This is a genomic window from Streptomyces sp. NPDC006552 (assembly GCF_040611655.1).
In the GTDB taxonomy this organism is placed as follows: Bacteria; Actinomycetota; Actinomycetes; order Streptomycetales; family Streptomycetaceae; genus Streptomyces.
The window spans coordinates 1-23,094 of sequence record NZ_JBEXOS010000060.1 but is presented as its reverse complement, the minus strand read 5'-3'; the positions used below and the strand labels follow the sequence as shown (position 1 = coordinate 23,094).

Below are 23,094 nucleotides of genomic sequence, written 5' to 3'. Positions count from 1 at the left end.
CGGGGGTCAGGCCCGGGCGAGCTTCGTGCCGTCGTCGGCGACCTTGGCGTCCAGCTCCGCGGAGACCTTGCGCTCCACGAAGAACGCGGCCGTCGGGATGGTGCCCGCGATGAGCACCCACAGCTGCTTGCCCACCGGCCACTTCGCCTTGGACCCGAGGTCGAAGGCGAAGACCAGGTAGATGACGTAGAGCCAGCCGTGCGCGATGGCGATGACGCGCGTGGCGTCCGCCGCGCCGTCGATACCGAGCGCGTACTTGGCGATCATGCCGAGACACAGGAGGACCAGGAGCACACCGGTCACGTAGGCCATGACGCGGTAGCGGGTCAGCACGCTCTTCTTCATGGGAGGAGCCTAACTGCCCGATTTGCGCGATCTTCAGCCGGGCCCGCTCACGCCTCGTCGAAGTCGTGCGCCGCCACCCGCAGGGGCCGCAGCATCGCGAAGATCTCGCCGCACTCCTCCGCGTCGTAGACGCCGAGCCCGAAGTCCATCGCCATCAGGTCGCGCGTCGCCGCCTCGACGACCTCGCGGCCCTTGCCGGTGATGGTGGCCAGCGTGCCGCGGCCGTCGTTGGGGTTCGGGCGCTTGGCGACGAGGCCCGAGCGCACCAGCCGGTCGACCGTGTTGGTCACGGAGGTGGGGTGCACCATGAGCCGCTCGCCGATCTTCGACATGGGCAGCTCGCCCTCCTTGGAGAAGGTGAGCAGCACCAGTGCCTCGTAGCGCGCGAAGGTCAGTCCGTACGGCTTGACGACGGCGTCGACCTCGCCCAGCAGGATCTGGTGGGCGCGCATGATCGAGGTGATCGCACCCATCGAGGGCACGGATCCCCAGCGCTGCTTCCACAGTTCGTCGGCGCGGGCGATGGGATCGAAGGCAAGGCTGAGCGGCTTCGGCACGCACCCGACCTTACCGGCCGGTCACATGCCGGTCAGCTCCGTCTCGCCCTTTGGCCGCCCGGCCCCGGTCAGCCCTGGGCGAGGTGGCGTTCCACGGTGGCCGGCTTGGACGTCAGGCCGTCGGTGACGCCGGGCCGGATGTCCGCCTTGAGCACCAGCGACACCCGGGGCGCCCGCGCCTCGACGGCCGCCACGGCGCGCTTGACGACGTCCATGACCTCGTCCCACTCGCCCTCGACGGAGGTGAACATCGCGTCGGTGCGGTTCGGCAGACCCGAGTCGCGGACGACGCGGACCGCGTCGGCCACGTACTCCCCCACGTCCTCGCCGACCCCGAGCGGGGTCACGGAGAAGGCGACGATCATGCGTTCACGATCCCTTCCTGGCGGGCGCGGGCGGCGATGGCCTGGTCGACGGCGCTCTCGGCCTCGCGCTTGAGCTTGCGCTCGGCGAAGAAGCCGCCGGTGGGCAGGACGGAGAGGACGAAGTACAGGGCGGCCCGGCCCAGCGGCCACTTCGCGCGGTTCCAGGCGTCCAGCCAGAAGATCACGTAGAGCACGAAGAGGATGCCGTGCACCATGCCCATGACCGGCACCGCGTTGAAGTCGGTCGTGCGCTTCAGCACCGAGCAGACGATGAGCAGCAGGAACGAGACGGCCTCGGGCGCGGAGACCAGGCGGAGGCGTCGGAGGGCGGAGGCGGTCTTGATGTCCACGGGTCACCTTCGGCAGGAGCGGCGGGCGGGCGGTGGTGCGGGCGACGATCTTGTGAACGCACGCACAAGCGTTGCTCATTGTGGCACCGCTCCTCGCGGGCCCTGTCGGCGGGCTCCCCGGGCCGGTTACCTTCGAGGCGTGGCAACGTTCCGGCTGCAGGGCAGCAAGATGCTCGCCGTCGACATGACGGGTGACGGCGTCAAGGCGAAGAACGGGTCGATGGTCGCGTACGACGGCCGGATGACGTTCAAAAAGCTGAGCGGTGGGGGTGAGGGGATACGCGGGATGGTGACGCGCCGCATCACCGGCGAGCAGATGGTGGTGATGGAGGTGACGGGCCAGGGCACCTGCTGGTTCGCCGACCGGGCCAGTGAGATCAACCTGGTCGAGCTGCGCGGCGACAAGCTCTACGTGGAGTCGGGCAACCTGCTCTGCACGGCCGCCGGGCTGCGCACGGGCACCACCTTCACCGGGGTGCGCGGCGCCTCGCAGGGCAACGGCCTGTTCACCACGACCGTCGAGGGGCACGGCCAGGTCGCGATCATGAGCGACGGCCCAGCGGTGGTGCTCCGCGTCAGCCGCGACTACCCGCTGACCGTCGACCCGGGCGCGTACGTCGCGCACCAGGGGAACCTGCACCAGACGTTCCAGTCCGGTGTCACCTTCCGTACGTTCCTGGGGGAGGGCGGCGGCGAGGCGTTCCAGATCCGGTTCGAGGGCGACGGGCTCGTCTACGTCCAGCCCAGTGAGCGCACCACGATCGCGGGGGATGTGTGAGATGCCCTTCCGTGAGATCAACTCGAAGATGATCGAGGCGACCGTCCTGCCCGGGCAGCGGCTCTACAGCCAGCGCGGCGCGATGCTCGCGTACAAGGGGGACGTCTCCTTCACGCCCAACGTCCAGGGCGGGCAGGGCGGTGTGATGTCCATGCTGGGCCGGCGGGTGGCGAACGAGGCGACGCCGCTGATGACCGTCGAGGGCAGCGGGACGGTGCTGTTCGGGCACGGCGGCCACCACGTGCAGGTGATCACGCTCTCCGGCGACACGCTGTACGTGGAGGCCGACCGGCTGCTCGCGTTCGACGGGTCGTTGCAGCAGGGCACGATGTTCCTGGGCGCGCAGGGTGGCGTCATGGGCATGGTGCGCGGACAGGTCACCGGCCAGGGGCTGTTCACCACGACGCTCAAGGGGCAGGGGTCGGTGGCGGTGATGGCGCACGGCGGCGTCATCGAGGTCCCGATCACCCCGGGCCGGTCCGTCCACGTCGACCCGCAGGCCTACGTCGCCCACCACGGGGACGTGCGCAACAAGCTGTCCACGGCGCTGGGCTGGCGGGACATGGTGGGCCGCGGCAGCGGCGAGGCGTTCCAGCTGGAGCTGAGCGGGAGCGGCGCGGTGTACGTCCAGGCCTCGGAGGAGAAGCTGTGACAACCGGACCGGTAGTGCACGACCCGGCGACCCTGCCCGTCGACGACAACGTCAACAACTACACCTTCTGCGTGGAACTCAAGGGCAGCCAGTGGTTCCTGCAGAAGGGCAAGATGATCGCCTACTACGGGCGGATGGAGTTCAACGGCATCGGGCACGGGCGGCTCGACCGGCTCGTGCGCACCTCGTTCCATTCGCCGCTGCACGCGAGCGACTGGGTGGTGGCGGAGGGCAGCGGCAAGATGCTCCTCGCGGACCGGGCCTTCGATGTGAACTCCTACGACCTGGATGACGGCAATCTGACCATCCGTGCCGGGAATCTGCTCGCTTTTCAGCCAACTCTCGCACTGAAGCAATCGATCGTGCCGGGCTTCCTCACGCTCATTGGCACCGGCAAATTCGTCGCCGCGTCGAACGGTCCTGTCGTCTTCATGGAACCGCCCGTGCGCGTAGATCCACAGGCGCTCGTCGGCTGGGCGGACTGCCCCTCGCCGTGCCACCACTACGACCACGGGTACCTGACCGGCGTGATCGGCGGTCTACGTGCGATGACGGGCGTCGGCGGGGTCTCCGGCGAGGAGCATCAGTTCGAGTTCGTGGGCGCGGGGACGGTCCTGCTGCAGTCCAGCGAGGCGCTGCTGCCCGAGCGCCCAACGGGTGAGGTGGCGCACCAGGCGGGCGTCCCCGGGGGCGGGCCGGGCGCGGGCCAGGGTCAGCCGTCCGCACCGCGTCTTCCCGGACAGCTCGGAGACCTCCAGCGTCGCTTCGGGCTGTGAGCGGTAGTCTGCGGAGTGTGACGTCGAACGCGTGACCCCTTTCCGTGCGGTACGCCACGACCGGGGGGTGTGAGGCGTCACAGCCCTCACATTCGTTCGCCTTTCAACTTCTTAGGTAGAATCGATTTCATGGAGACCGAAACGGCCACGCAGTGGCTGACCGACGAGGAACAGTGCGCCTGGCGCACCCACCTGGAGGTCAACAGGCTGCTGAACTACCAGTTGGAGAAGGATCTCCAGCCCTTCGGCCTGACGATGAACGACTACGAGATCCTGGTGAACCTCTCCGAGGCCGAGGAGCTGCGGATGCGGATGAGCGATCTGGCCGCGGCGACCCTGCAGTCCAAGAGCCGGCTCTCGCACCAGATCACCCGCATGGAGAACGCGGGCCTGGTGCGCCGCGAGAACTGCGAGTCGGACCGGCGCGGCCTCTACACCGTGCTCACCGACTTCGGTCTGGAGACCATGCAGAAGGTCGCCCCGCACCATGTGGCGTCCGTGCGGCAGCACTTCGTCGATCTCGTCCCGCCGGGCGACCTGGGCCACCTGCACCGGGCGCTCACACCCATCGCCGACCACCTGCGTTCGCAGCGCGGCAAACCGTGACACCTGCGAATCCCGACGGTCACGGAGGGCCCCTGGCTTCCTCCGTGGCCCGTTTCCTCCGACCGATTCTCCCCTACTGACTCAGACGCGGTCCGCGTCCGGGTCCGCGGGCAGTCCGAGCGCGAAGAGGGCTCCGCCGCCGGGCGCGGCGCGCACCGTCAGGGTGCCGCCGTGCCGCGCGGCCACGTCCCGGGCGATGGCGAGGCCGAGACCGGCCCCGCCGCCGTCCCGGGAGCGTGCGTCGTCGAGCCGCACGAACCGTTCGAAGATCCGCTCCCGTTCGCTCTCCGGTACGCCGTCCCCGTCGTCGGCGACGGTCAGGAGCACCCGCTCCCCCTCGGTGGCCACCGCCACCCGAACGCCGGTACGGGCGTGCCGCTGCGCGTTGTCCACCAGATTGCCGAGCACCCGCGCCAGCTGGCCCCGGGAGCCGCTCACCGGGGCGCTCCCCCGGACCTCCACGGCGACCGGGTGGCGGTCCCCGGTCCGTTGCGAGAGCTCCTCGCGGACCAGCGCGGCGAGGTCGACGCGGGCGCGGCCGGGCCGCTCCCCGGCGTCGAGCCGGGCGAGCAGCAGCAGATCGGCCGCCAGCTCCTGGAGCCGTACGGTGTCCTCGACGGCGCCGCTCACATCGAGCAACTCCGGGTGCGCCGCGCCCACTTCGAGCTGGGTGCGCAGGCTCGCGATCGGGCTGCGCAGCTCGTGCGAGGCGTCCGCGACGAACCGGCGCTGGCGCTCGACGGAGGCCTCCAGCGCGGCGAGGGTCTCGTTCGTCGTCCGTGCGAGGCGCGCCACCTCGTCATGGGTCCGGGGCTCGGGCACCCGGCGCGCCAGGTCCTGGGAGGCGGTGATCGCGGCCATCTCGGCGCGGATGCCCTCGACGGGCCGCAGCGCGCGCCGCGTGACCAGCCAGGTGACCGTCCCCACCACCACGAGCAGGAGCGGGAAGCCGATGAGCATGGCGGTCAGCGCCGTGGAGACGGCGCCCTGTTCGGCCGAGCGGGGGCTGCCCGCGTACACGGTCAGCTCGCCGTACGCGGTGTCCTCCACCTCCAGCGCGGCGAACCGGTAGTCGGCGCTGTCCTCCTCGATCGTCGCGCTGCCGTCGCTGTGCTCGACCGTGTCGGCGACCTTGCCTCGGGCAGCCCCGTCGTCGTCCCTGTCCTCGGCCGCAGCCGGGACCGGCTCGACCGCGCTCGTGCCGGTCCCGCTGATCCGGCGCAGGTCGTCGGTGGCGGCCAGCAGCCTGCCGTCCTCGTCGACGACCTGCACCGGCTGGTCGTCGTCGTCCAGGTCCAGGGCGTCGGGCGCGGTCCCGGTGGCCAGGGAGGTGGCGACACGGCGCGCGGCCGAGTCGGCGGCGCTGTCCGCCCGCCCCGTGAGGTCGGTGCGCAGGGCGAGCAGCACGGCGGTTCCGGCCGCGACCAGGGCGACCGCGACGACGAGGGTGGCGGCCAGCGCCGCGCGGGCCCGCACCGAGCCGAAGGCCCGCCTCACCGGGGGGCCTCCAGGCGGTAACCGGCGCCGCGCACGGTCCGGATGAGGGAGGCGTCGAGCTTGCGGCGCAGGGCGCTGACGTACACCTCGACGATGTTCGGATCGCCCTCGTAGGCGAAGTCCCAGACGTGCTCCAGGATGTCGCCCTTGGACACGACCTCCCCGGCGCGCAGCACGAGCTGCTCCAGGACCGAGAACTCCTTGGCGGTCAGTGCGATCTCACCGTGCCCGGCGCGGGTGACCCGGCGGGCCGCGGTGTCCACCTCGTAGGGGCCGACGGTGTGCAGGGGCGAGGCGCTGCCCGCGCTGCCCCGGCGGCGCAGCAGCGCCTTCACCCGGGCGACGAGGACCACGTACGAGAAGGGTTTCGTCAGGTAGTCGTCGGCGCCGGTGTCGAGCCCCTCGGCCTCGTCGTACTCGCCGTCCTTCGCGGTGAGCATCAGGATCGGCACGTCGTGGCCCGCGGCGCGCAGGGCGGCGCAGACGCGGTAGCCGTTCAGGCCGGGCAGCATGATGTCGAGGACGACCAGGTCGTACGTGCCCTCGCCGGCGCGGTGCAGTCCCTCCAGGCCGTCGTGGACCACGTCCACGGCGTAACCCTCGGCGGTGAGCCCCTTGGCCAGCGACAGGGCGAGCCGCTTTTCGTCCTCGACGATCAACAAGCGCATAGCAAGAGGGTGGCAGGTCGAAGCTGAAGAGTCCTTCAGGCTTCTTCAGCGGGGCTTCAGGGTCGCTCGGGCAGGTTGGTCCCCGTCGCAAGAACACGACCGGAGCACTCCTTCGGACGACGAACTGGAGAACCTCATGAAGCGCCGTACGACCGCCATCGCCGCCGTCGCCGCCGTCGCCGTGCTGGGCGCGGGCACCGCCACCACGGTGGCGGTCGCCGAGGACGGCCCCTCGTCGGGCCCGCGGTCGAGTGTGCGGGTCAAGGACGACGGTGTCAGCGACGCGCAGGAGAACGCGAACGAGGCGAAGGGCGCGAAGGTGAAGGCCGGGGACGCGATCGCCGCCGCCCTGAAGCACACCCCGGGCACCGCGGCCGGCGCCGACCTCGACTCCGACGACGGCCGCCTGGTCTGGGAGGTCGACGTCATCGGCGCCGGCAACACGTGGCACGACGTCGACGTCGATCCCGGTACGGGGAAGGTGCTCGGCTCGCACACGGAGAAGGACGACGACGGGGACGCGGCGCGGGTCGCCGCCGCGCTGAAGGGTGCGTCGGTGTCCGCCGAGGACGCGGCGCGGGCTGCCGCCGGAAAGGGCGTGGTGACCTCGGTCGACGCGGATGACGACGGGGTCGTCAAGGCGTGGGAGACCGAGACGACCGCGGCGAACGGGAAGCAGCAGGACTGGCGGGTCGACTTCCGGTCGGGCGCGGTGTCCGTGGACCGGTCCGTTGATGGCGACGGCGACGACGACTGAGGTTTCTTCCGGCGCGGGTCACGGGGCTCTGCCCCGGACCCCGCTGCCTCTCGTCCGACGGCGGGGCTCGTTTTGCCGGGCTCCGCTCCTCGCCGTGCCGCACGAACTGCCCGCGTTCACCGCGGTGTTGACCCAGGCGCCCGCCTGCGCGCGCAGGCCCGGGCCGACCGCCTCGTCCGCGATGAGGTAGGCCGTCGTCAAGGCCGGGGCGACGAACAGGCCCACACACGCCACCGCCCCAGCAGCAGGGACAGGGAGACGGTCCCGTACGACAGCCGGCCGATCAGGGCGGCGCGGGCGCCCGCCCGCTCAGTTCCCGGTGAGGCCCTCCACCAGTTCGTCCGCGGCCCGGTAGGGGTCGAGCTCGCCCGCCACGATCCGCTCGGCCAGCGCGCCGAGCCGGCGGTCGCCGGACAGGTCGCCGATCCGCTCGCGCAGCGCGGTCACCGCGATCGTCTCGACCTCGCGGGCGGCGCGGGCGGCCCGGCGCTCGCCCAGCACCCCGCGCTCCTCCATCCACGCACGGTGCTTCTCCAGCGCCTCCACGACCTCGTCGACGCCCTCGCCGCGCGCCGCGACGGTCTTCACGATCGGCGGGCGCCAGTCGCCGGGCCCCCGCGCCTCACCGAGGCCGAGCATGTGGTTCAGCTCGCGTGCGGTGGCGTCGGCGCCGTCCCGGTCGGCCTTGTTGACCACGTACACGTCGCCGATCTCCAGGATTCCGGCCTTGGCCGCCTGGATGCCGTCGCCCATGCCGGGGGCGAGCAGCACGACGCTGGTGTCGGCCTGGGAGGCGATCTCCACCTCGGACTGGCCGACACCCACGGTCTCGACCAGAACGATGTCGCAACCGGCCGCGTCCAGGACCCGGATCGCCTGGGGCGCGGCCCAGGCGAGGCCGCCGAGGTGGCCGCGGGTGGCCATCGAGCGGATGTAGACGCCCGGGTCGGAGGCGTGGTCCGACATCCGCACCCGGTCGCCCAGCAGGGCGCCCCCGCTGAACGGCGAGGACGGGTCGACGGCCAGCACCCCGACCCGCTTCCCGGCCCGCCGGTACGCGCTGACCAGCGCCGACGTGGAGGTGGACTTGCCGACGCCGGGCGACCCGGTGAGCCCGACCACGTACGCGTTGCCGGTCAGCGGCGCGAGCGCGGCCATGACCTCGCGCAGCTGCGGGGACGCCCCCTCCACCAGGGAGATCAGCCGGGCCACGGCGCGCGGCCTGCCCTCTCTCGCCTGGGCGACCAGCGTGGGGACGTCCTGCATCACAGCTCCGTTCGCTTCAAACCCGTACCGACGACATGGGTCACGCCTTGGGTACCCGCAGCACCAGCGCGTCACCCTGGCCACCGCCACCGCACAGGGCGGCCGCGCCGACGCCGCCGCCGCGCCGCTTCAGCTCCAGGGCGAGGTGGAGCACGATCCGGGCGCCGGACATCCCGATCGGGTGGCCGAGGGCGATCGCGCCGCCGTTGACGTTCACCTTCTCCGCGGAGACGCCGAGGTCCTTCATCGACTGCACCGCGACGGCCGCGAACGCCTCGTTGATCTCGATGAGGTCGAGATCGGCGACCTCCAGGCCCTCCTTCTTCAGGGCGTGGCGGATCGCGTTCGAGGGCTGGGACTGCAGCGAGTTGTCCGGGCCCGCCACGTTCCCGTGCGCGCCGATCTCGGCGATCCACTCCAGGCCGAGCTGCTCCGCCCTGGCCTTGCTCATGACGACCACGGCGGCGGCGCCGTCGGAGATCTGCGAGGAGGTGCCGGCGGTGATCGTGCCGTCCTTGGCGAAGGCGGGGCGCAGCTTGCCGAGCGACTCCGCGGTCGTCTCGGCGCGGATGCCCTCGTCCTTGCTGAACAGGACCGGCTCGCCCTTGCGCTGCGGGATCTCCACCGGGGTGATCTCGGCCTCGTACAGGCCGTTCTTCTGCGCGGCGGCGGCCCGCTGGTGGGAGCGGGCGCCGACCTCGTCCTGCTCGGGCCGGGCGATGCCCAGGCGGGTGTTGTGCTTCTCCGTCGAGGCGCCCATCGGGATGGACTCGAAGGAGTCCGTCAGGCCGTCGTACGCCATCGCGTCGAGCATCTCGACGGCGCCGTACTTGTAGCCCTCGCGGGACTTCGGGAGCAGGTGCGGGGCGTTGGTCATGGACTCCTGGCCGCCGGCGACCACGATGTCGAACTCGCCGGCGCGGATCAGCTGGTCGGCGAGGGCGATCGCGTCGAGGCCCGAGAGGCAGACCTTGTTGATCGTCAGCGCCGGCACGTTCATCGGGATGCCCGCCTTGACGGCGGCCTGGCGCGCCGGGATCTGCCCCGCCCCGGCCGTCAGCACCTGACCCATGATCACGTACTGCACCTGGTCGCCACCGATACCCGCACGGTCGAGGGCGGCCTTGATCGCGAATCCGCCGAGATCGGCCCCGGAGAAGGACTTGAGCGAGCCGAGCAGGCGGCCCATGGGCGTCCGCGCGCCCGCGACGATCACTGAGGTGGTACCGGTCGTTCCAGACATGAGGCACGGCCCCTTGAGGGAGGAGGAGTGAACGAGGGTTTACCCGAATGTACTGAGCGGTACGCCGCACGTCATCGCCCGGCCGGTGTGATCGCGCGCACGTTGCGTAACCACCGCGGACCGCGCTGCACTTACAGCATGCTGACGCGAATCGACCACATCGGGATCGCCTGTCACGACCTCGACGCGACCGTCGAGTTCTACCGGGCCACGTACGGCTTCGAGGTGTTCCACACCGAGGTCAACGAGGAGCAGGGCGTGCGCGAGGCCATGCTCAAGATCAACGAGACGAGCGACGGGGGCGCCTCCTACCTCCAGCTGCTCGAACCCACCCGCGAGGACTCCGCGGTGGGCAAGTGGCTGGCCAAGAACGGTGAGGGGGTGCACCACATCGCCTTCGGCACGGCGGACGTCGACGCGGACGCCGCGGACATCCGCGGCAAGGGCGTACGCGTGCTGTACGACGAGCCGCGACGGGGTTCGATGGGGTCGCGCATCACGTTCCTGCACCCCAAGGACTGCCACGGTGTACTGACCGAACTCGTCACCGCCGCCCCTCAGGAGACGGCGGAGCACTGACCTCCACATACTTGGGCCGGTAGGGTTAAGGGGCGGCTGTCGCGTGCAAGCGGGACGACGGGGCAGCCGCGGGCCGGGGTCCGGGTATCGGGGGACGAGGGTCGGGGCGGTTCGGGCTGCGCGCAAGCAAGCCCGGGGCGCCGCCGTTCTCGATCTGACACCATTCCCCGGGAGCCCCCGTCCGGCGGACGGAGGGGGCTCGTAAGGAAGTACTTGCGACCAGGGGACGGATGGGACCGCGCAGTGCGGGGCTACGAGAGCCAGGACGGCCTAAGGCCGGCTGAGACCGACCATCTCTCGCGGTTCGAAGCCGAGATGGACCGGCTGAAGACCGAGCGGGAGAAGGCCGTCCAGCACGCCGAGGACCTGGGATACCAGGTCGAGGTGTTGCGCGCCAAGTTGCACGAGGCGCGGCGCAGCCTCGCGACCCGGCCCGCCTATGACGGGGCGGACATCGGCTACCAGGCCGAGCAGTTGCTCCGTACTGCCCAGATCCAGGCCGAGCAGCTGCGCGCCGACGCGGAGCGGGAGCTGCGCGAGGCCCGGGCGCAGACCCAGCGCATCCTCCAGGAGCACGCCGAACAGCAGTCCCGGTTGCAGGCCGAGCTGCACGCGGAGGCGGTCAGCCGGCGCCAGCAGCTCGACCAGGAGCTGGCCGAGCGCCGCCGCACGGTCGAGACCCACGTCAACGAGAACGTGCAGTGGGCCGAGCAGCTGCGCTCGCGCACCGAGCAGCAGGCCCGCCGGCTGCTCGACGAGTCGCGCACCGAGGCCGACCAGGCGCTGGCCGCCGCCCGCGCGGAGGCCGAGCGGGTCGCGGCGGAGGCCCGCCGCAGGCTGACCGACGAGGCGGAGAACGCGAGCGCCCAGGCGCAGGCGATCCTGGCCCGCGCCCGCCAGGACGCCGAGCGGCTGCTGGCCGCGGCGTCCACGCAGGCCCAGGAGGCCACCGACCACGCCGAGCAGCTGCGCACGTCGACGACGGCCGAGTCCGACACCGCGCGCCGCCAGGCCGCCGAGCTGAGCCGCGCCGCCGAGCAGCGCATCAGCGAGGCCGACACCGCGCTGCGCGAGGCCCGCGCCGAGGCCGACAAGGTGCTGAGCGAGGCCAGGGAGGCCGCCGCCAAGCAGCTGGCGAGCGCCGAGTCGACCAACGAGCAGCGCACGCGCACGGCCAAGGAGCAGGTGGCCCGCCTCGTCGGGGAGGCGACCAAGGAGGCCGAGGCCACCCGGTCCGAGGCCGAGCAGCTCGTCGCCACCGCGCGCGCCGAGGCCGAGCAGCTGATCGCGGAGGCCAAGGAGAAGGCCCGCGCGGCGACGGCCGAGGAGACCGCGGGCGAGCTGGCGAAGGCCGCCCGTACCGCCGAGGACGTCCTCAACAAGGCGTCCGAGGAAGCGAAGTCGACGACCAAGGCCGCCACCGAGGAGGCCGAGCGGATCCGCGCCGAGGCCGAGGCCGCCGCGGACCGGCTGCGCGCCGAGGCGCACGACATCGCGGAGCAGCTCAAGGGCACCGCGAAGGACGACACCAAGGAGTACCGCGCCAAGACCGTCGAGCTCCAGGAGGAGGCACGGCGGCTGCGCGGCGAGGCCGAGCAGCTGCGCGCCGAGGCGGTCGAGGAGGGCGAGCGGATCCGGGCCGAGGCCCGCCGCGAGGCCGTCCAGCAGATCGAGGAGTCGGCCAGGACGGCCGAGGAGCTGCTGGCCAAGGCGCGCGCGGACGGCGACGAGCTGCGCGGCGCGGCGACCGCCGAGAGCGAGCGGGTGCGCACCGAGGCCATCGAGCGGGCCACGGCGCTGCGCACGCAGGCCGAGGAGACGCTGGAGCGCACGCGCGCGGAGGCCGAGCGGCAGCGCACCGAGGCCGAGGAGCAGGCGGAGACCACCCGCGCCGAGGCCGAGCGCACCGCGCAGGAGCTGAAGGACGAGACCGAGCGTGCCATAGCGGCCCGCCAGGACGAGGCGGCCGCGGAGCTGACCCGGCTGCACACGGAGGCCGAGGAGCGGCTGACCGCGGCCGAGACGGCGCTGACCGACGCGCGCGCCGAGGCCGAGCGGCTGCGCAAGGAAGCGGCCGACGAGGGCGAGCGGCTGCGGACCGAGGCGGCCGAGCGTGTACGCACGGTGCAGGCGCAGGCCGAGACGGAGGCCGAGCGGCTGCGCACGGAGGCCGCGGCGGACGCCTCGACGGCCCGTGCGGAGGCGGAGAACCTCGCGGTGCGGCTGCGTTCCGAGGCCGCCGCCGAGGCGGAGCGGCTCAAGACGGAGGCGCAGGAGTCCGCCGACCGCATCCGCTCCGAGGCACAGAACGCGGCGGAGCGCATCGCCACGGAGGCCGCCGAGACGCTGGCCGCCGCCCAGGAGGAGGCCGCCCGCCGGCGCCGCGAGGCCGAGGAGACGCTCGGCAGCGCGCGCCAGGAGGCCGACCAGGAGCGCGAGCGGGCCCGCGAGCAGAGCGAGGAGCTGCTCGCGGTGGCCCGGGCCCGGGTCGAGGAGGCGCAGGCCGAGGCCGCACGCCTCGTCGAGGAGGCGGACCGGCGGGCCACCGAGATGGTGGCGAGCGCCGAGCAGACCGCCCAGCAGGTCCGCGACTCCGTGGCCGGGCTCCAGGAGCAGGCGCAGGAGGAGATCACCGGGCTGCGCAGCGCCGCCGAGCACGCGGCGGAGCGCACGCGCCAGGAGGCACAGGAGGAGGCCGACCGGGTCCGCTCCGACGCCTACGCGGAGCGCGAGCGCGCCACCGAGGACGCCACCCGGGTCCGCGGCGAGGCGAGCGCCGAGGCGGAGGCCGCCAAGGCCCTCGCGGAGCGCACCGTGGCGGAGGCGATCGCGGAGGCGGAGCGGCTGCGTACGGAGGCCTCCGAGCACGCCCAGCGCGTGCGCACGGAGGTGTCGGACCTGCGGGCCGCCGCCGACCAGGACGCGTCCCGTACGCGGGCGGACGCCCGTGACGACGCGAACCGGATCAGGTCCGAGGCCGCCACGCAGGTGGACGCGCTGATCACGGAGGCCGCGGCCGAGGCCGAGCGGCTGACGACGGAGACGAACGCGGAGGCGGAGCGCGTGCGCGCCGAGTCGACCGCGAAGGCCGAGGAGCTGGTCGCCGCCGCGGCCGCCGAGGCCGAGCGGCTGCGCGCCGAATCGACGGCCGCAGCCGAGCAGTTGACCGAACAGACGCGGACCGAGGCCGAGCGGGTGCGCACCGAGGCCGTCGCGGGCGCCGAGAAGCTGATCGCGGACGCCACCGGGGACGCGGAGCGGCTGCGCGCCGAGGCCGCCGAGACGGTCGGCTCCGCGCAAGCGCACGCGGAGCGGATCCGCGGCGACGCCGAGCGGGTCGAGGCGGACGCGGCGGCCGAGGCCGAGCGCGTCACGTCGGCGGCGCGCGAGGAGGCCGAGCGCACCCTGGACGAGGCCCGCAAGGACGCCAACAAGCGACGTACGGAGGCGGCGGAGCAGGTCGACACCCTCATCACCGAGTCCACCGTCGAGGCGGACAAGCTGATGCGCGAGGCGCAGGAGGCGGCGCAGAAGGCGACCGCCGAGGCCGAGGCGCAGGCGGACCGGATGGTCGGCGCGGCCCGCAAGGAGGCCGACCGGCTCGTCTCCGAGGGCACCGTCGAGGGCAACTCGCGGGTGGAGAAGGCCCGTACGGACGCGGACGAGCTGCTGGTCGGGGCGCGCCGGGACGCGACGCAGATCCGCGAGCGGGCCGAGGAGCTGCGCGCGCGCATCACCAGCGAGATCGAGGAGCTGCACGAGCGGGCCCGGCGCGAGTCGGCGGAGACCATGAAGAACGCGGGCGAACGGTGCGACGCCCTGGTCAAGGCCGCGGAGGAGCAGCTCGCCGAGGCGCAGGCCAAGGCCAAGGAGCTGCTGAACGACGCGAATTCGGAGGCGAGCAAGGTCCGGATCGCGGCGGTGAAGAAGGCCGAGGGGCTGCTCAAGGAAGCCGAGCAGAAGAAGGCCGACCTCTCCCGCGAGGCGGAGAAGATCAAGGCGGACGCCGAGGCGGAGGCCACGGCGATGATCGACAAGGGCCGGCACGAGCTCGACGTCCTGGTCCGGCGCCGCAAGGACATCAATGCCGAGATCTCCCGTGTCCAGGACGTGCTGGAGGCGTTGGAGTCTTTCGAGACGCCGGCCGGCAACGGGGGCAAGGACAGTGGCGTCAAGGCGGGCGCGACGGCGGGCGCCACCCGTTCGAGTGGCAAGGGGTCGGAGGGGTAGCCAGGAGGCCGATCGTCATGCTTCGCACGGACCTTCGACCCGGTCCCTGGCAAGCCCTCCGCCGTTACGCCACTCAAAAGGAGTGTCATTCTCCAGATCAAACCGGCATCCGCTCGATGACACGCCGCTTCGGCCCCTAGGATTCCCTCTATCACCTCACCGGTCTCATTCGACAGGAACCCCATGAGCGACACTTCCCCCTACGGCTTCGAGCTTGTGCGGCGTGGGTACGACCGCGCTCAGGTGGACGAACGCATCTCGAAGCTCGTCTCCGACCGTGACAGCGCTCTGGCCCGAATCACTGCTCTGGAAAAGCGCATCGAGGAACTCCACCTCGAGACGCAGAACGCGCAGGCGCAGGTGAACGACGCGGAGCCGTCGTACGCCGGCCTGGGCGCGCGCGTCGAGAAGATCCTCCGCCTCGCCGAGGAGGAGGCGAAGGACCTGCGCGAGGAGGCCCGCCGGGCCGCCGAGCAGCACCGTGAGCTCGCCGAGTCCGCGGCCCAGCAGGTGCGCAACGACGCGGAGTCGTTCGCCGCCGAGCGCAAGTCCAAGGCCGAGGACGAGGGCGTCCGGATCGTCGAGAAGGCCAAGGGCGAGGCGACCTCGCTGCGCAGCGAGGCGCAGAAGGACGCGCAGCAGAAGCGCGAGGAGGCGGACGCCCTCTTCGAGGAGACCCGCGCCAAGGCCGCGCAGGCCGCCGCCGACTTCGAGACCAATCTGGCCAAGCGCCGCGAGCAGTCCGAGCGTGACCTGGCCTCCCGTCAGGCCAAGGCCGAGAAGCGGCTCGCGGAGATCGAGCACCGGGCCGAGCAGCTGCGCCTGGAGGCCGAGAAGCTGCGCACCGACGCCGAGCGCCGGGCCCGTCAGACGGTGGAGACGGCGCAGCGCCAGGCCGAGGACATCGTGGCGGACGCCAACGCCAAGGCGGACCGTATCCGCAGCGAGTCGGAGCGCGAGCTCGCCGCCCTGACGAACCGTCGCGACTCGATCAACGCACAGCTGACGAACGTGCGCGAGATGCTGGCGACCCTCACGGGCGCCGCGGTCGCCGCGGCCGGTGCGCCGGCCGACGACGAGCCGGTCACGCGCGGGGTGCCCGCGCAGCAGTCCCGCTGACGTTCTCCGGCCTACAGGAGCCCCTTGCCCCATATCGGTGGCAGGGGGCTCCTGGCCGTTCTACGGTGACCGCATGATCGAGCTCGAGGGGCTGACCAAGCGGTACGGCGAGAAGATGGCCGTCAACAATCTGACCTTCTCCGTCCGGCCCGGCATCGTGACGGGGTTCCTGGGTCCGAACGGGGCGGGCAAGTCGACCACGATGCGGATGATGCTCGGCCTGGACAACCCGTCCGCCGGCACGGTCCGCATCGACGGCAAGCACTACGCACAGCTGAAGAACCCCCTGAAGTACATCGGGGCGCTGCTGGACGCCAAGGCGATGCACGGCGGCCGCAGCGCCTACAACCACCTGCTGTGTCTGGCGCAGTCCAACGGGATCCCGCGCAGCCGGGTCGGTGAGGTCCTGGACACCGTCGGCCTCACCGCGGTCGCCAAGAAGAAGGCCAAGGGGTTCTCGCTCGGCATGGGCCAGCGGCTCGGCATCGCGGGCGCGCTCCTCGGCGACCCGCAGATCCTGATGTTCGACGAGCCGGTGAACGGTCTCGACCCCGAGGGCATCCACTGGATCCGCAACCTGATGAAGTCCCTCGCGACCGCCGGCCGTACGGTCTTCGTCTCCTCGCACCTCATGAGCGAGATGGCACTCACCGCCGACCACCTCGTCGTCATCGGCCAGGGCCGGCTCCTCGCCGACACCTCCATGGCGGACTTCATCCGGGAGAACTCCCGCAGCTTCGTGCGGCTGCGCTCGCCGCAGCGCGAGCGGCTCCTCGATGTGCTGCACGAGGCGGGCATCACCGCCGTCGAGGCGGGGAACGGGGCGCTGGAGGTCGACGGCCACTCCGCCGAGGAGCTCGGTGAACTGGCCGCGGGCCACCAGCTCGTCCTGCACGAGCTGAGCCCCCAGCAGGCTTCGCTCGAGGAGGCGTTCATGCAGCTGACCGCCGAGTCGGTCGAGTACCACGCCCACTCGGGCCCCTCCTCCACCGCACCGCAGCCGCCGCAGCCGCAGCCGCCCGGTCAGGGCTGGGGCGGGAACTGGCAGCAGCGCGACAACCGGAAGGGGGCCTGAGATGGCCGCGGCCCAGGTCCTCCGCTCCGAGTGGACCAAGATCAAATCGGTGAACTCGACGGCGCTCACGCTCGGCCTCGCCGTGCTCGTCTCCGTCGGCCTCGGCATGCTGATCAGCGCCCTGTCCAAGAACGACTTCAAGAACCTCTCCACCGAGGACAAGCTCACCTTCGACCCGACCTTCACCGCATTCTCCGGTCTGACCCTCGGCCAGCTGGCGCTGGTCGTCTTCGGGGTCCTGGTGGTGGGGAGCGAGTACAGCACGGGCATGATCCGCACCTCGCTGGCGGCGGTCCCCCAGCGCGCCACGTTCCTCTTCTCCAAGGTCGCGGTCGCCTCGCTGCTCGCGCTCGTCATCGCGCTGGTCACGAGCTTCGCGGCGTTCTTCCTCGGCCAGCTGATGCTCGGCTCCCACTCGACCGACCTGGGCGCCCCGAACGTGCTGCGTGCGGTCCTGGGCGCCGCCGTCTACATGACGCTGATGGCGATGTTCGCCATGGGGGTCGCGGCGATCCTGCGCTCCCCCATGCTCTCGCTCGGCATCCTCATGCCGTTCCTCTTCCTGGTCTCGCCGATCCTCGGGAACGTCTCGGCGACGAAGAAGGTCGCCCAGTACTTCCCCGACCAGGCGGGGCTGAAGATCATGCAGGTGGTGACACCGCCGGACGACGACGCCCCGTACGGGCCCTACGGCGGGCTCGCGATCCTGCTGGTGTGGGTGGCGGTCGCGCTGCTCGTCGCTTACGTACTGTTGAAGAAGCGTGACGCCTGAGTCATCCCCCGAGGCCCCATCGGCCCCGCCCGCCTCTTTACCTACTCTTGGCCGGAACCGTCAGCGCCCGGATATCCTCCTAACCCTTACGGGGGCGTGTGCCCCGACGTCCTGAACCTTTCAGAACCTTCCGATGGGTGCGGAGAATGATCGAGGCAGTCGGCCTGACGAAGCGCTACGGCGCCAAGACGGCCGTGTACAACCTTTCCTTCCAGGTGCGGCCGGGGACCGTGACCGGCTTCCTCGGACCGAACGGTTCGGGCAAGTCGACGACGATGCGCATGATCCTCGGCCTGGACCAGCCGACCTCCGGACACGTGACGATCGGCGGCCACCCGTACAACAAGCTGCCGAACGCGCCGCGCCAGGTCGGCGCCCTGCTCGACGCCAAGGCGATGCACGGCGGGCGGGCCGCCCGCAGCCACCTGCTCTGCCTGGCCCAGCTGGCCGGAATCCCGGCCCGCCGTGTCGACGAGGTGCTCGGCGTCGTGGGCCTCCAGGAGGTCGCCAAGCGGCGCTCCAAGGGGTTCTCGCTCGGCATGGGCCAGCGCCTGGGCATCGCGGCCGCGCTCCTCGGCGACCCGCAGGTCCTCCTCTTCGACGAGCCGGTCAACGGCCTGGACCCCGAGGGCATCCTCTGGGTGCGGAACCTGATGAAGTCGCTCGCCGCCGAGGGCCGTACCGTCTTCGTCTCCTCCCACCTGATGAGCGAGATGGCGCTCACCGCCGAGCACCTGATCGTCATCGGCCGCGGGCAGCTGCTCGCCGACATGAGCGTCAAGGACTTCATCTCGCACAACTCGGCCGACTTCGCCCGGGTCCGCACCCCCGACGCGGAGCCGCAGCAGCGCGAGAAGCTGACCGCCGCGCTGACCGAGGCCGGCGGCCAGGTGCTGCCCGAGCAGGACGGCGCGCTGCGCGTCACCGGCCTGCCGCTGCCGCGGATCAGCGATCTGGCGCACGGCGCGGACGTGCGGCTGTGGGAGCTGTCGCCGCACCAGGCCTCGCTGGAGGAGGCGTACATGCGCATGACGCAGGGCGCCGTCGACTACCGCTCGACCACCGACCAGCTCGCCGGCTTCCAGCAGCCGCTGCCGCCGGGCGTGCTGCCGCCACAGCAGCTGCCGGTGGCCGGAGCGGGCCAGCCGGGCTGGTACGCCCCGCCGCCGCCCCAGGCGCAGCCGGCCGGCGCTCCCGTGCCGAACCCGTACGCGGCGCCCCCGGCGCCGGTCCCGGCCGCGCCGCAGCCGCCCGCCGCCGCAGCCCCGACCATGGACAAGGACGCCCGATGAGCACGCCGCCCACGCCCTACGCCGCTCCGCAGCAGCCCCCGGCGATGCCCGGCGGGCCGGCGGGTCCGGGCACGTACACCTCGCCGATCCCGGTGCGCCGGGCGCACCTGGGCGACGCGCTGGCCTCGGAGTGGACGAAGATCCGCTCGGTGCGCTCGACGATGTGGACGCTCGGCGTGATGATCGTGCTGATGGTCGGCATCGGCCTGGCCTCGGCGGCGGTCGTCGCCTCGTCCGACACCGCGCGGCCGCGCCCGGAGGAGGTGCTCGGCTTCGGCTTCTTCGGGGTCCTCCTCGGCACGATCTGCGTGATCACGCTCGGCGTCCTGACCATCGCCTCGGAGTACGGCACCGGCATGATCCGCACGACGATGACGGCCTGCTCCAGCCGCAGCCGGGTGCTGGCCGCCAAGGCCATCGTCTTCTTCGTGCTGGTCTTCGTGCTGACGACCGTCCTGGCCGCCCTGGTGGCCGTCCTCCAGATGGGCATCCTGGGCGTCGACACGCCGGGCGGCGCGCAGCTGTTCAAGGCGACCGTCGGCGTCGGCCTGTTCGTCGCGCTGCTCGGCCTGCTCGCGCTCGGCGTCGGCACGCTGGTGCGGCACTCGGCGGGCGCCGTCACGATCATGATCGGCGTCGTGCTGCTGCCGCTGGTCCTCGCCCTGTTCATGTTCTCGGACTCGCTCAAGGACCTCCAGCAGGCCCTGTTCGAGTACTCGATCCCCAGCCAGCTCGCGGTGCTCTACGACACCGCGGTGGCGGGCGGCACCTCGGGCCCGTCGGGCTGGGACCCGCTGTGGATCATGGGCGTGGCCACGGCGGTGGTGCTCGGCGGCGCCTTCTTCACGCTGAACAACCGCGACGTGTAGGCGCGTTCGCCCTCAGTAGCGCGGGGCGCCGCGGGACCGCTGCACCTTCGTGGTGCGGCGGTCCTTCGCGTTCCAGCACGCCTTGTGCCAGTGCCGCCGGTCGTCCACCCCGCCGTACTGCGGCCACGCCACGACGTGGGCGACCCCGGAGGGGATCTCCTGGTCGCATCCGGGGCAGCGGTACGTCTTGCCGGCCGCGCTCGCGCCCGCCACGTGGCGCAGGCACCACTCCTCGCCCTGCCAGCTCTCGGTGGACTGGAAGCCGCCGTAGCGCCGCCCCTCACCCGTGCTGCTGTCTGCGGGCGGTCCGCCGACCTTGGGACGGTTGCGACGCGGAGACACGGCTCACCTCACGGGCTGTGTGCAAGGGGTAGAAGTTCGACGTCCAGCGTACGCCGCGGCTCCAGGGGTACCCGCCGCACACCGCCACCGCGCCCTGTCAAGGCTTTCCGGACAATCTGCCAATCTTCCCGCCGAGCCGTGCCCTTGGCACTTGTCAGCCGTTGTTGCCTTCAGGGGGAGTGCCCGCGTCGGCGCCAAGGAAGGCAGAAGTGCGATGCGCGTAGGAACGTTTGTCCTGGCCGCCCAGTTCCCGGGGCAGGGCCAGGGGGAGGCGCTGCACCGGGCGGTGCGGTCGGCCGAGGTCGCCGAGGAGGCGGGCCTGGACGCGGTGTGGCTCGCCGAGCACCACTTCGTGCCGTACGGGACGTGCCCGTCGGCGATCACCCTGGCCGCGCTGCTGCTCGGCCGCACCCGCACGCTGCGGGTCGGCACCGCGGTGAGCGTGCTGCCGACGGCCCATCCGGTGGCCCTGGGCGAGCAGGCGGCCCTGCTGCACCTCACGTCCGGCGGGCGGTTCTCGCTCGGGGTGGGGCGCGGCGGCCCCTGGGTGGACCTGGAGGTCTTCGGCGCGGGTCTGGAGGCGTACGAGCGGGGCTTCCCCGACTCCCTCGACCTGCTGCTGCGCTGGCTGCGCGAGGCCCGCGTGGCGGCCGGGGGCGAGCGGTTCTCCTTCCGGGAGGTGCCGGTCGTGCCGCGTCCCGCGGAGGCGATCGGCGGGGGCGATCCGGCGGGACCGGAGGTCGTCGTCGCCTGTACGTCGCCCAAGAGCGTGCGGCTCGCCGCGGAGCGGGGGCTGGCGATGCTCCTCGGGATGCACATCGGGGACGAGGAGAAGGCGCAGATGGTGGCCGCGTGGCGGCGGTGCGCCCGGGAGGCCGGGGTGCCCGCGCGGGCGGTCGCCGCGGCGCCCCATGTCTCGGCCGGTGTCGCCCAGGTCGGCGACGGGCGCGGCGAGGCCCGGGAGACGCTGCTCAAGACGATGCCGGGGTGGCTGAAGCAGGGCCTGGAGGCCCATGTGACCGTGGACGGACGGGCGCGGGCGATGCGGGACCCGGTCGCGTACACCGAGCTGCTCTGCGGTCTGCATCCGGTCGGCACCCCGCAGGTGTGCGCGGACCGGCTCGCCGCGACCGCCGAGCGGACCGGCATCACGCGCTTCGCGCTCCTCGTGGAGGGTTCCGGCGACCTCGCCGCGACGGAGGAGAACGTGCGGCGGCTCGGTACCGAGGTGCTGCCGCGGCTCGGCTGATCCGCACCGGGTGCGGGGAGCCCGTGGGCCGCGCTGCCTGCCGTCCCGTACTGACGCACCTCCCGCGTACGGGACGGCGGGCATGGTGGTTCAGCCGTCAGCAGTCACGCAGTTCGGGCGACTGGTTGAGCAGCTGGTTGCGGGCCGAGGTGAAGCGGGCCAGCGTGCCGTCCACCGACGGGTCCTGCGGGAAGACCGCGACCCGGTGGCAGTTCTGGAACGCGAGCCGGACACCGAAGTGCCGCTGCAGCGCGCCGCGTATCGCGTCGCTCGCGAGCGCACGCAGCAGCTGTCCCCGTGCCTGCTCGTCCGGCGGCGGCGTCTGGTTGTCGGCGAACTCTCCGCCGTCGACCTTCAGCTGAGCCACCAGGGAGCTGACCATCTCCCACGCGTAAGGCAGGGAGGTCCGGACGCAGTCGACGAAATCCGCTTCGTCGACCTCGCCTCGCTCGGCCTGTTCCAACAGTGCCGGTGAGACGTCGAGCGACATGGGTTCTCCTCTCGCACCCCCGGGGAAGCGGGGGTTGACGGACAGTCCAGGAGCCCACGGGCGCGCCACGCTTGCGAACACGCAGCGTGCACGCGCCGCGACCTCCTGCTTCTACGGTATGCAACGCGACGGGACGGCAACAGGGCGTGCGGCGCTCGACTCGCACACAACCGGCCAATATCGAACGGGTGAGTTCCGCACCATATGGGGCGCGCCACGAGCGCCCGGGCGGGGCGCCGGTGGGCGGAGGGCGGGCGAATCGCGTGGACCGGCCGGCGTCGAGTAGCGTTGCCGACCATGCGTCTTGTCATCGCCCGCTGCTCCGTGGATTACGCGGGCAGGCTCACCGCCCACCTCCCCTCCGCCCCCCGTCTGATCCTCGTGAAGGCGGACGGCAGCGTCTCCATCCATGCGGACGACCGGGCCTACAAGCCCCTCAACTGGATGTCGCCCCCGTGCACCCTCAAAGAGGGCACCGGTGACGAGGCCGGTACGTGGACCGTCATCAACAAGGCGGGCGAGAAGCTCATCATCACGATGGAGGAGATCCTGCACGACTCCTCGCACGAGCTGGGGGTCGACCCGGGTCTCATCAAGGACGGCGTGGAAGCGCACCTGCAAGAGCTGCTCGCCGACCGCATCGACACGCTCGGCGAGGGCTACACGCTGATCCGCCGCGAGTACATGACGGCGATCGGCCCGGTCGACATCCTCTGCCGGGACGGCGAGGGGCAGACCGTCGCGGTGGAGATCAAGCGGCGCGGCGAGATCGACGGGGTCGAGCAACTGACGCGTTATCTGGAGCTGTTGAACCGCGACCCGCACCTCGCGCCGGTCCGCGGTGTCTTCGCCGCCCAGGAGATCAAGCCGCAGGCGCGGGTGCTCGCGACGGACCGCGGGATCGGCTGCGCCGTCCTGGACTACAACGCGCTGCGCGGCATCGAGGACGACAAGCTCCGCCTGTTCTGACCCCGACCCCGACCGACCCCGCCAGGGGCGCGTGGCGCCCGGACGCCCGTACACGACGAAGCCGGGGTCACACCGACCCCGCGAAGGGCGCGAGCGCCCGGACGCCCGGCCCCGACGAAGCCGGGGTCACGCCGACCCCGCCAGGGGCGCGGGGCCTTCCTGGTCGCCGCTCTCGTCTGAGCCGGCCGCGGGCGAGGGGCCGCCCACCACGGACCCGGCGCCGGGCGATGAGTTCCGCCGCGGTCGCC

24 protein-coding genes and 1 pseudogene are annotated in these 23,094 nt (G+C 72.1%); 14 read left to right on the top strand and 11 right to left on the bottom strand.

Going from position 1 to position 23,094, the window contains the following annotated elements; all coding sequences use genetic code 11:
* Positions 1–6: 6 nt before the first annotated feature.
* From ABZY33_RS27970 to ABZY33_RS27955, 4 genes are all read right to left on the bottom strand, one after another.
* The gene (locus ABZY33_RS27970; protein ID WP_356494457.1) at positions 7–345 is read right to left on the bottom strand and encodes a DUF3817 domain-containing protein; all 339 of its coding nucleotides are present in this window, start codon (positions 343–345) and stop codon (positions 7–9) included.
* A 47-nt stretch (positions 346–392) separates the two neighbouring features.
* Positions 393–902: a MarR family transcriptional regulator gene (locus ABZY33_RS27965; RefSeq protein WP_356494456.1), complete on the bottom strand. Its 510-nt coding sequence runs from the start codon at positions 900–902 to the stop codon at positions 393–395.
* Between the two features lie 68 nt (positions 903–970).
* Positions 971–1,267, bottom strand: a complete 297-nt coding sequence (locus tag ABZY33_RS27960) for an MTH1187 family thiamine-binding protein (protein WP_356494455.1) — start codon at positions 1,265–1,267, stop codon at positions 971–973.
* Positions 1,264–1,617, bottom strand: coding sequence for a DUF3817 domain-containing protein (locus tag ABZY33_RS27955; RefSeq protein WP_356494454.1), 354 nt, complete (start codon positions 1,615–1,617; stop codon positions 1,264–1,266). The genes ABZY33_RS27960 and ABZY33_RS27955 overlap by 4 nt, the downstream gene beginning before the upstream one ends.
* A 139-nt stretch (positions 1,618–1,756) precedes the next feature.
* Between ABZY33_RS27955 and ABZY33_RS27950 the strand changes: the two genes are divergently transcribed.
* The 4 genes from ABZY33_RS27950 to ABZY33_RS27935 all read left to right on the top strand — a co-directional run bounded on the left by ABZY33_RS27950 (position 1,757) and on the right by ABZY33_RS27935 (position 4,429).
* Positions 1,757–2,395, top strand: a complete 639-nt coding sequence (locus ABZY33_RS27950; RefSeq protein ID WP_356494453.1) for an AIM24 family protein — start codon at positions 1,757–1,759, stop codon at positions 2,393–2,395.
* A gap of 1 nt (position 2,396) precedes the next feature.
* The gene (locus ABZY33_RS27945) at positions 2,397–3,047 is read left to right on the top strand and encodes an AIM24 family protein (RefSeq protein WP_356494478.1); all 651 of its coding nucleotides are present in this window, start codon (positions 2,397–2,399) and stop codon (positions 3,045–3,047) included.
* Complete coding sequence (locus ABZY33_RS27940) at positions 3,044–3,823, top strand: AIM24 family protein (RefSeq protein ID WP_356494452.1); 780 nt, start codon at positions 3,044–3,046, stop codon at positions 3,821–3,823. Before ABZY33_RS27945 ends, ABZY33_RS27940 begins: the two co-directional genes overlap by 4 nt.
* Before the next feature lie 129 nt (positions 3,824–3,952).
* Positions 3,953–4,429 carry a MarR family transcriptional regulator gene (locus ABZY33_RS27935; protein WP_356494451.1) on the top strand — a complete coding sequence of 159 codons (477 nt, stop codon included), beginning with the start codon at positions 3,953–3,955 and terminating at the stop codon, positions 4,427–4,429.
* An 81-nt stretch (positions 4,430–4,510) separates the two neighbouring features.
* Here the strand turns inward: ABZY33_RS27935 and ABZY33_RS27930 are convergent, their stop codons facing one another.
* Both ABZY33_RS27930 and ABZY33_RS27925 read right to left on the bottom strand, forming a co-directional pair.
* Entirely contained in the window at positions 4,511–5,926 is a 1,416-nt protein-coding gene (locus ABZY33_RS27930; protein ID WP_356494450.1) for an ATP-binding protein, read from the bottom strand.
* Positions 5,923–6,594 carry a response regulator transcription factor gene (locus ABZY33_RS27925; RefSeq protein ID WP_356494449.1) on the bottom strand — a complete coding sequence of 224 codons (672 nt, stop codon included), beginning with the start codon at positions 6,592–6,594 and terminating at the stop codon, positions 5,923–5,925. Before ABZY33_RS27925 ends, ABZY33_RS27930 begins: the two co-directional genes overlap by 4 nt.
* Positions 6,595–6,730: 136 nt before the next feature.
* Between ABZY33_RS27925 and ABZY33_RS27920 the strand changes: the two genes are divergently transcribed.
* Complete coding sequence (locus ABZY33_RS27920; protein WP_356494448.1) at positions 6,731–7,351, top strand: PepSY domain-containing protein; 621 nt, start codon at positions 6,731–6,733, stop codon at positions 7,349–7,351.
* 81 nt (positions 7,352–7,432) lie between these two features.
* On the opposite strand, the pseudogene ABZY33_RS27915 reads toward ABZY33_RS27920, so the two are convergent.
* The 3 genes and pseudogenes from ABZY33_RS27915 to ABZY33_RS27905 all read right to left on the bottom strand — a co-directional run.
* Positions 7,433–7,588 (bottom strand): annotated as a pseudogene (locus tag ABZY33_RS27915) (MFS transporter); the annotation flags it as partial.
* Between the two features lie 72 nt (positions 7,589–7,660).
* Entirely contained in the window at positions 7,661–8,617 is a 957-nt protein-coding gene (meaB, locus tag ABZY33_RS27910; protein ID WP_356494447.1) for a methylmalonyl Co-A mutase-associated GTPase MeaB, read from the bottom strand.
* A 40-nt stretch (positions 8,618–8,657) separates the two neighbouring features.
* Positions 8,658–9,860 (bottom strand): acetyl-CoA C-acetyltransferase, encoded by a 1,203-nt coding sequence (locus ABZY33_RS27905; RefSeq protein WP_356494446.1) that lies wholly within the window; start codon positions 9,858–9,860, stop codon positions 8,658–8,660.
* 138 nt (positions 9,861–9,998) lie between these two features.
* On the opposite strand from ABZY33_RS27905, the gene mce reads away from it, so the two are divergent.
* The 7 genes from mce to ABZY33_RS27870 all read left to right on the top strand — a co-directional run bounded on the left by mce (position 9,999) and on the right by ABZY33_RS27870 (position 19,796).
* Entirely contained in the window at positions 9,999–10,439 is a 441-nt protein-coding gene (gene mce, locus ABZY33_RS27900) for a methylmalonyl-CoA epimerase (protein ID WP_356494445.1), read from the top strand.
* A 243-nt stretch (positions 10,440–10,682) separates the two neighbouring features.
* Entirely contained in the window at positions 10,683–14,669 is a 3,987-nt protein-coding gene (scy, locus tag ABZY33_RS27895; RefSeq protein ID WP_356494444.1) for a polarized growth protein Scy, read from the top strand.
* 183 nt (positions 14,670–14,852) lie between these two features.
* Positions 14,853–15,788 (top strand): cellulose-binding protein, encoded by a 936-nt coding sequence (locus ABZY33_RS27890; protein ID WP_356494443.1) that lies wholly within the window; start codon positions 14,853–14,855, stop codon positions 15,786–15,788.
* A 73-nt stretch (positions 15,789–15,861) separates the two neighbouring features.
* The gene (locus tag ABZY33_RS27885; protein WP_356494442.1) at positions 15,862–16,863 is read left to right on the top strand and encodes an ATP-binding cassette domain-containing protein; all 1,002 of its coding nucleotides are present in this window, start codon (positions 15,862–15,864) and stop codon (positions 16,861–16,863) included.
* A gap of 1 nt (position 16,864) precedes the next feature.
* Entirely contained in the window at positions 16,865–17,635 is a 771-nt protein-coding gene (locus ABZY33_RS27880) for an ABC transporter permease (protein WP_356494441.1), read from the top strand.
* A 146-nt stretch (positions 17,636–17,781) separates the two neighbouring features.
* On the top strand, positions 17,782–18,927 hold the full coding sequence (locus tag ABZY33_RS27875) for an ABC transporter ATP-binding protein (protein ID WP_356494440.1): 1,146 nt from the start codon (positions 17,782–17,784) through the stop codon (positions 18,925–18,927).
* Positions 18,924–19,796, top strand: a complete 873-nt coding sequence (locus tag ABZY33_RS27870) for an ABC transporter permease (protein ID WP_356494439.1) — start codon at positions 18,924–18,926, stop codon at positions 19,794–19,796. The genes ABZY33_RS27875 and ABZY33_RS27870 overlap by 4 nt, the downstream gene beginning before the upstream one ends.
* A gap of 12 nt (positions 19,797–19,808) precedes the next feature.
* Here the strand turns inward: ABZY33_RS27870 and ABZY33_RS27865 are convergent, their stop codons facing one another.
* On the bottom strand, positions 19,809–20,138 hold the full coding sequence (locus ABZY33_RS27865) for an ATP/GTP-binding protein (protein WP_356494438.1): 330 nt from the start codon (positions 20,136–20,138) through the stop codon (positions 19,809–19,811).
* A 214-nt stretch (positions 20,139–20,352) separates the two neighbouring features.
* Here ABZY33_RS27865 and ABZY33_RS27860 point away from each other — a divergent pair, with 214 nt between their 5' ends.
* Positions 20,353–21,387 (top strand): LLM class flavin-dependent oxidoreductase, encoded by a 1,035-nt coding sequence (locus ABZY33_RS27860; protein ID WP_356494437.1) that lies wholly within the window; start codon positions 20,353–20,355, stop codon positions 21,385–21,387.
* Positions 21,388–21,484: 97 nt separating this feature from the next.
* Here ABZY33_RS27860 and ABZY33_RS27855 read toward each other — a convergent pair whose 3' ends face one another.
* Complete coding sequence (locus tag ABZY33_RS27855; RefSeq protein WP_356494436.1) at positions 21,485–21,877, bottom strand: SCO5389 family protein; 393 nt, start codon at positions 21,875–21,877, stop codon at positions 21,485–21,487.
* Between the two features lie 297 nt (positions 21,878–22,174).
* Here ABZY33_RS27855 and nucS point away from each other — a divergent pair, with 297 nt between their 5' ends.
* Entirely contained in the window at positions 22,175–22,846 is a 672-nt protein-coding gene (nucS, locus tag ABZY33_RS27850) for an endonuclease NucS (protein WP_356494435.1), read from the top strand.
* The last annotated feature ends 248 nt before the right edge of the window (positions 22,847–23,094 follow it).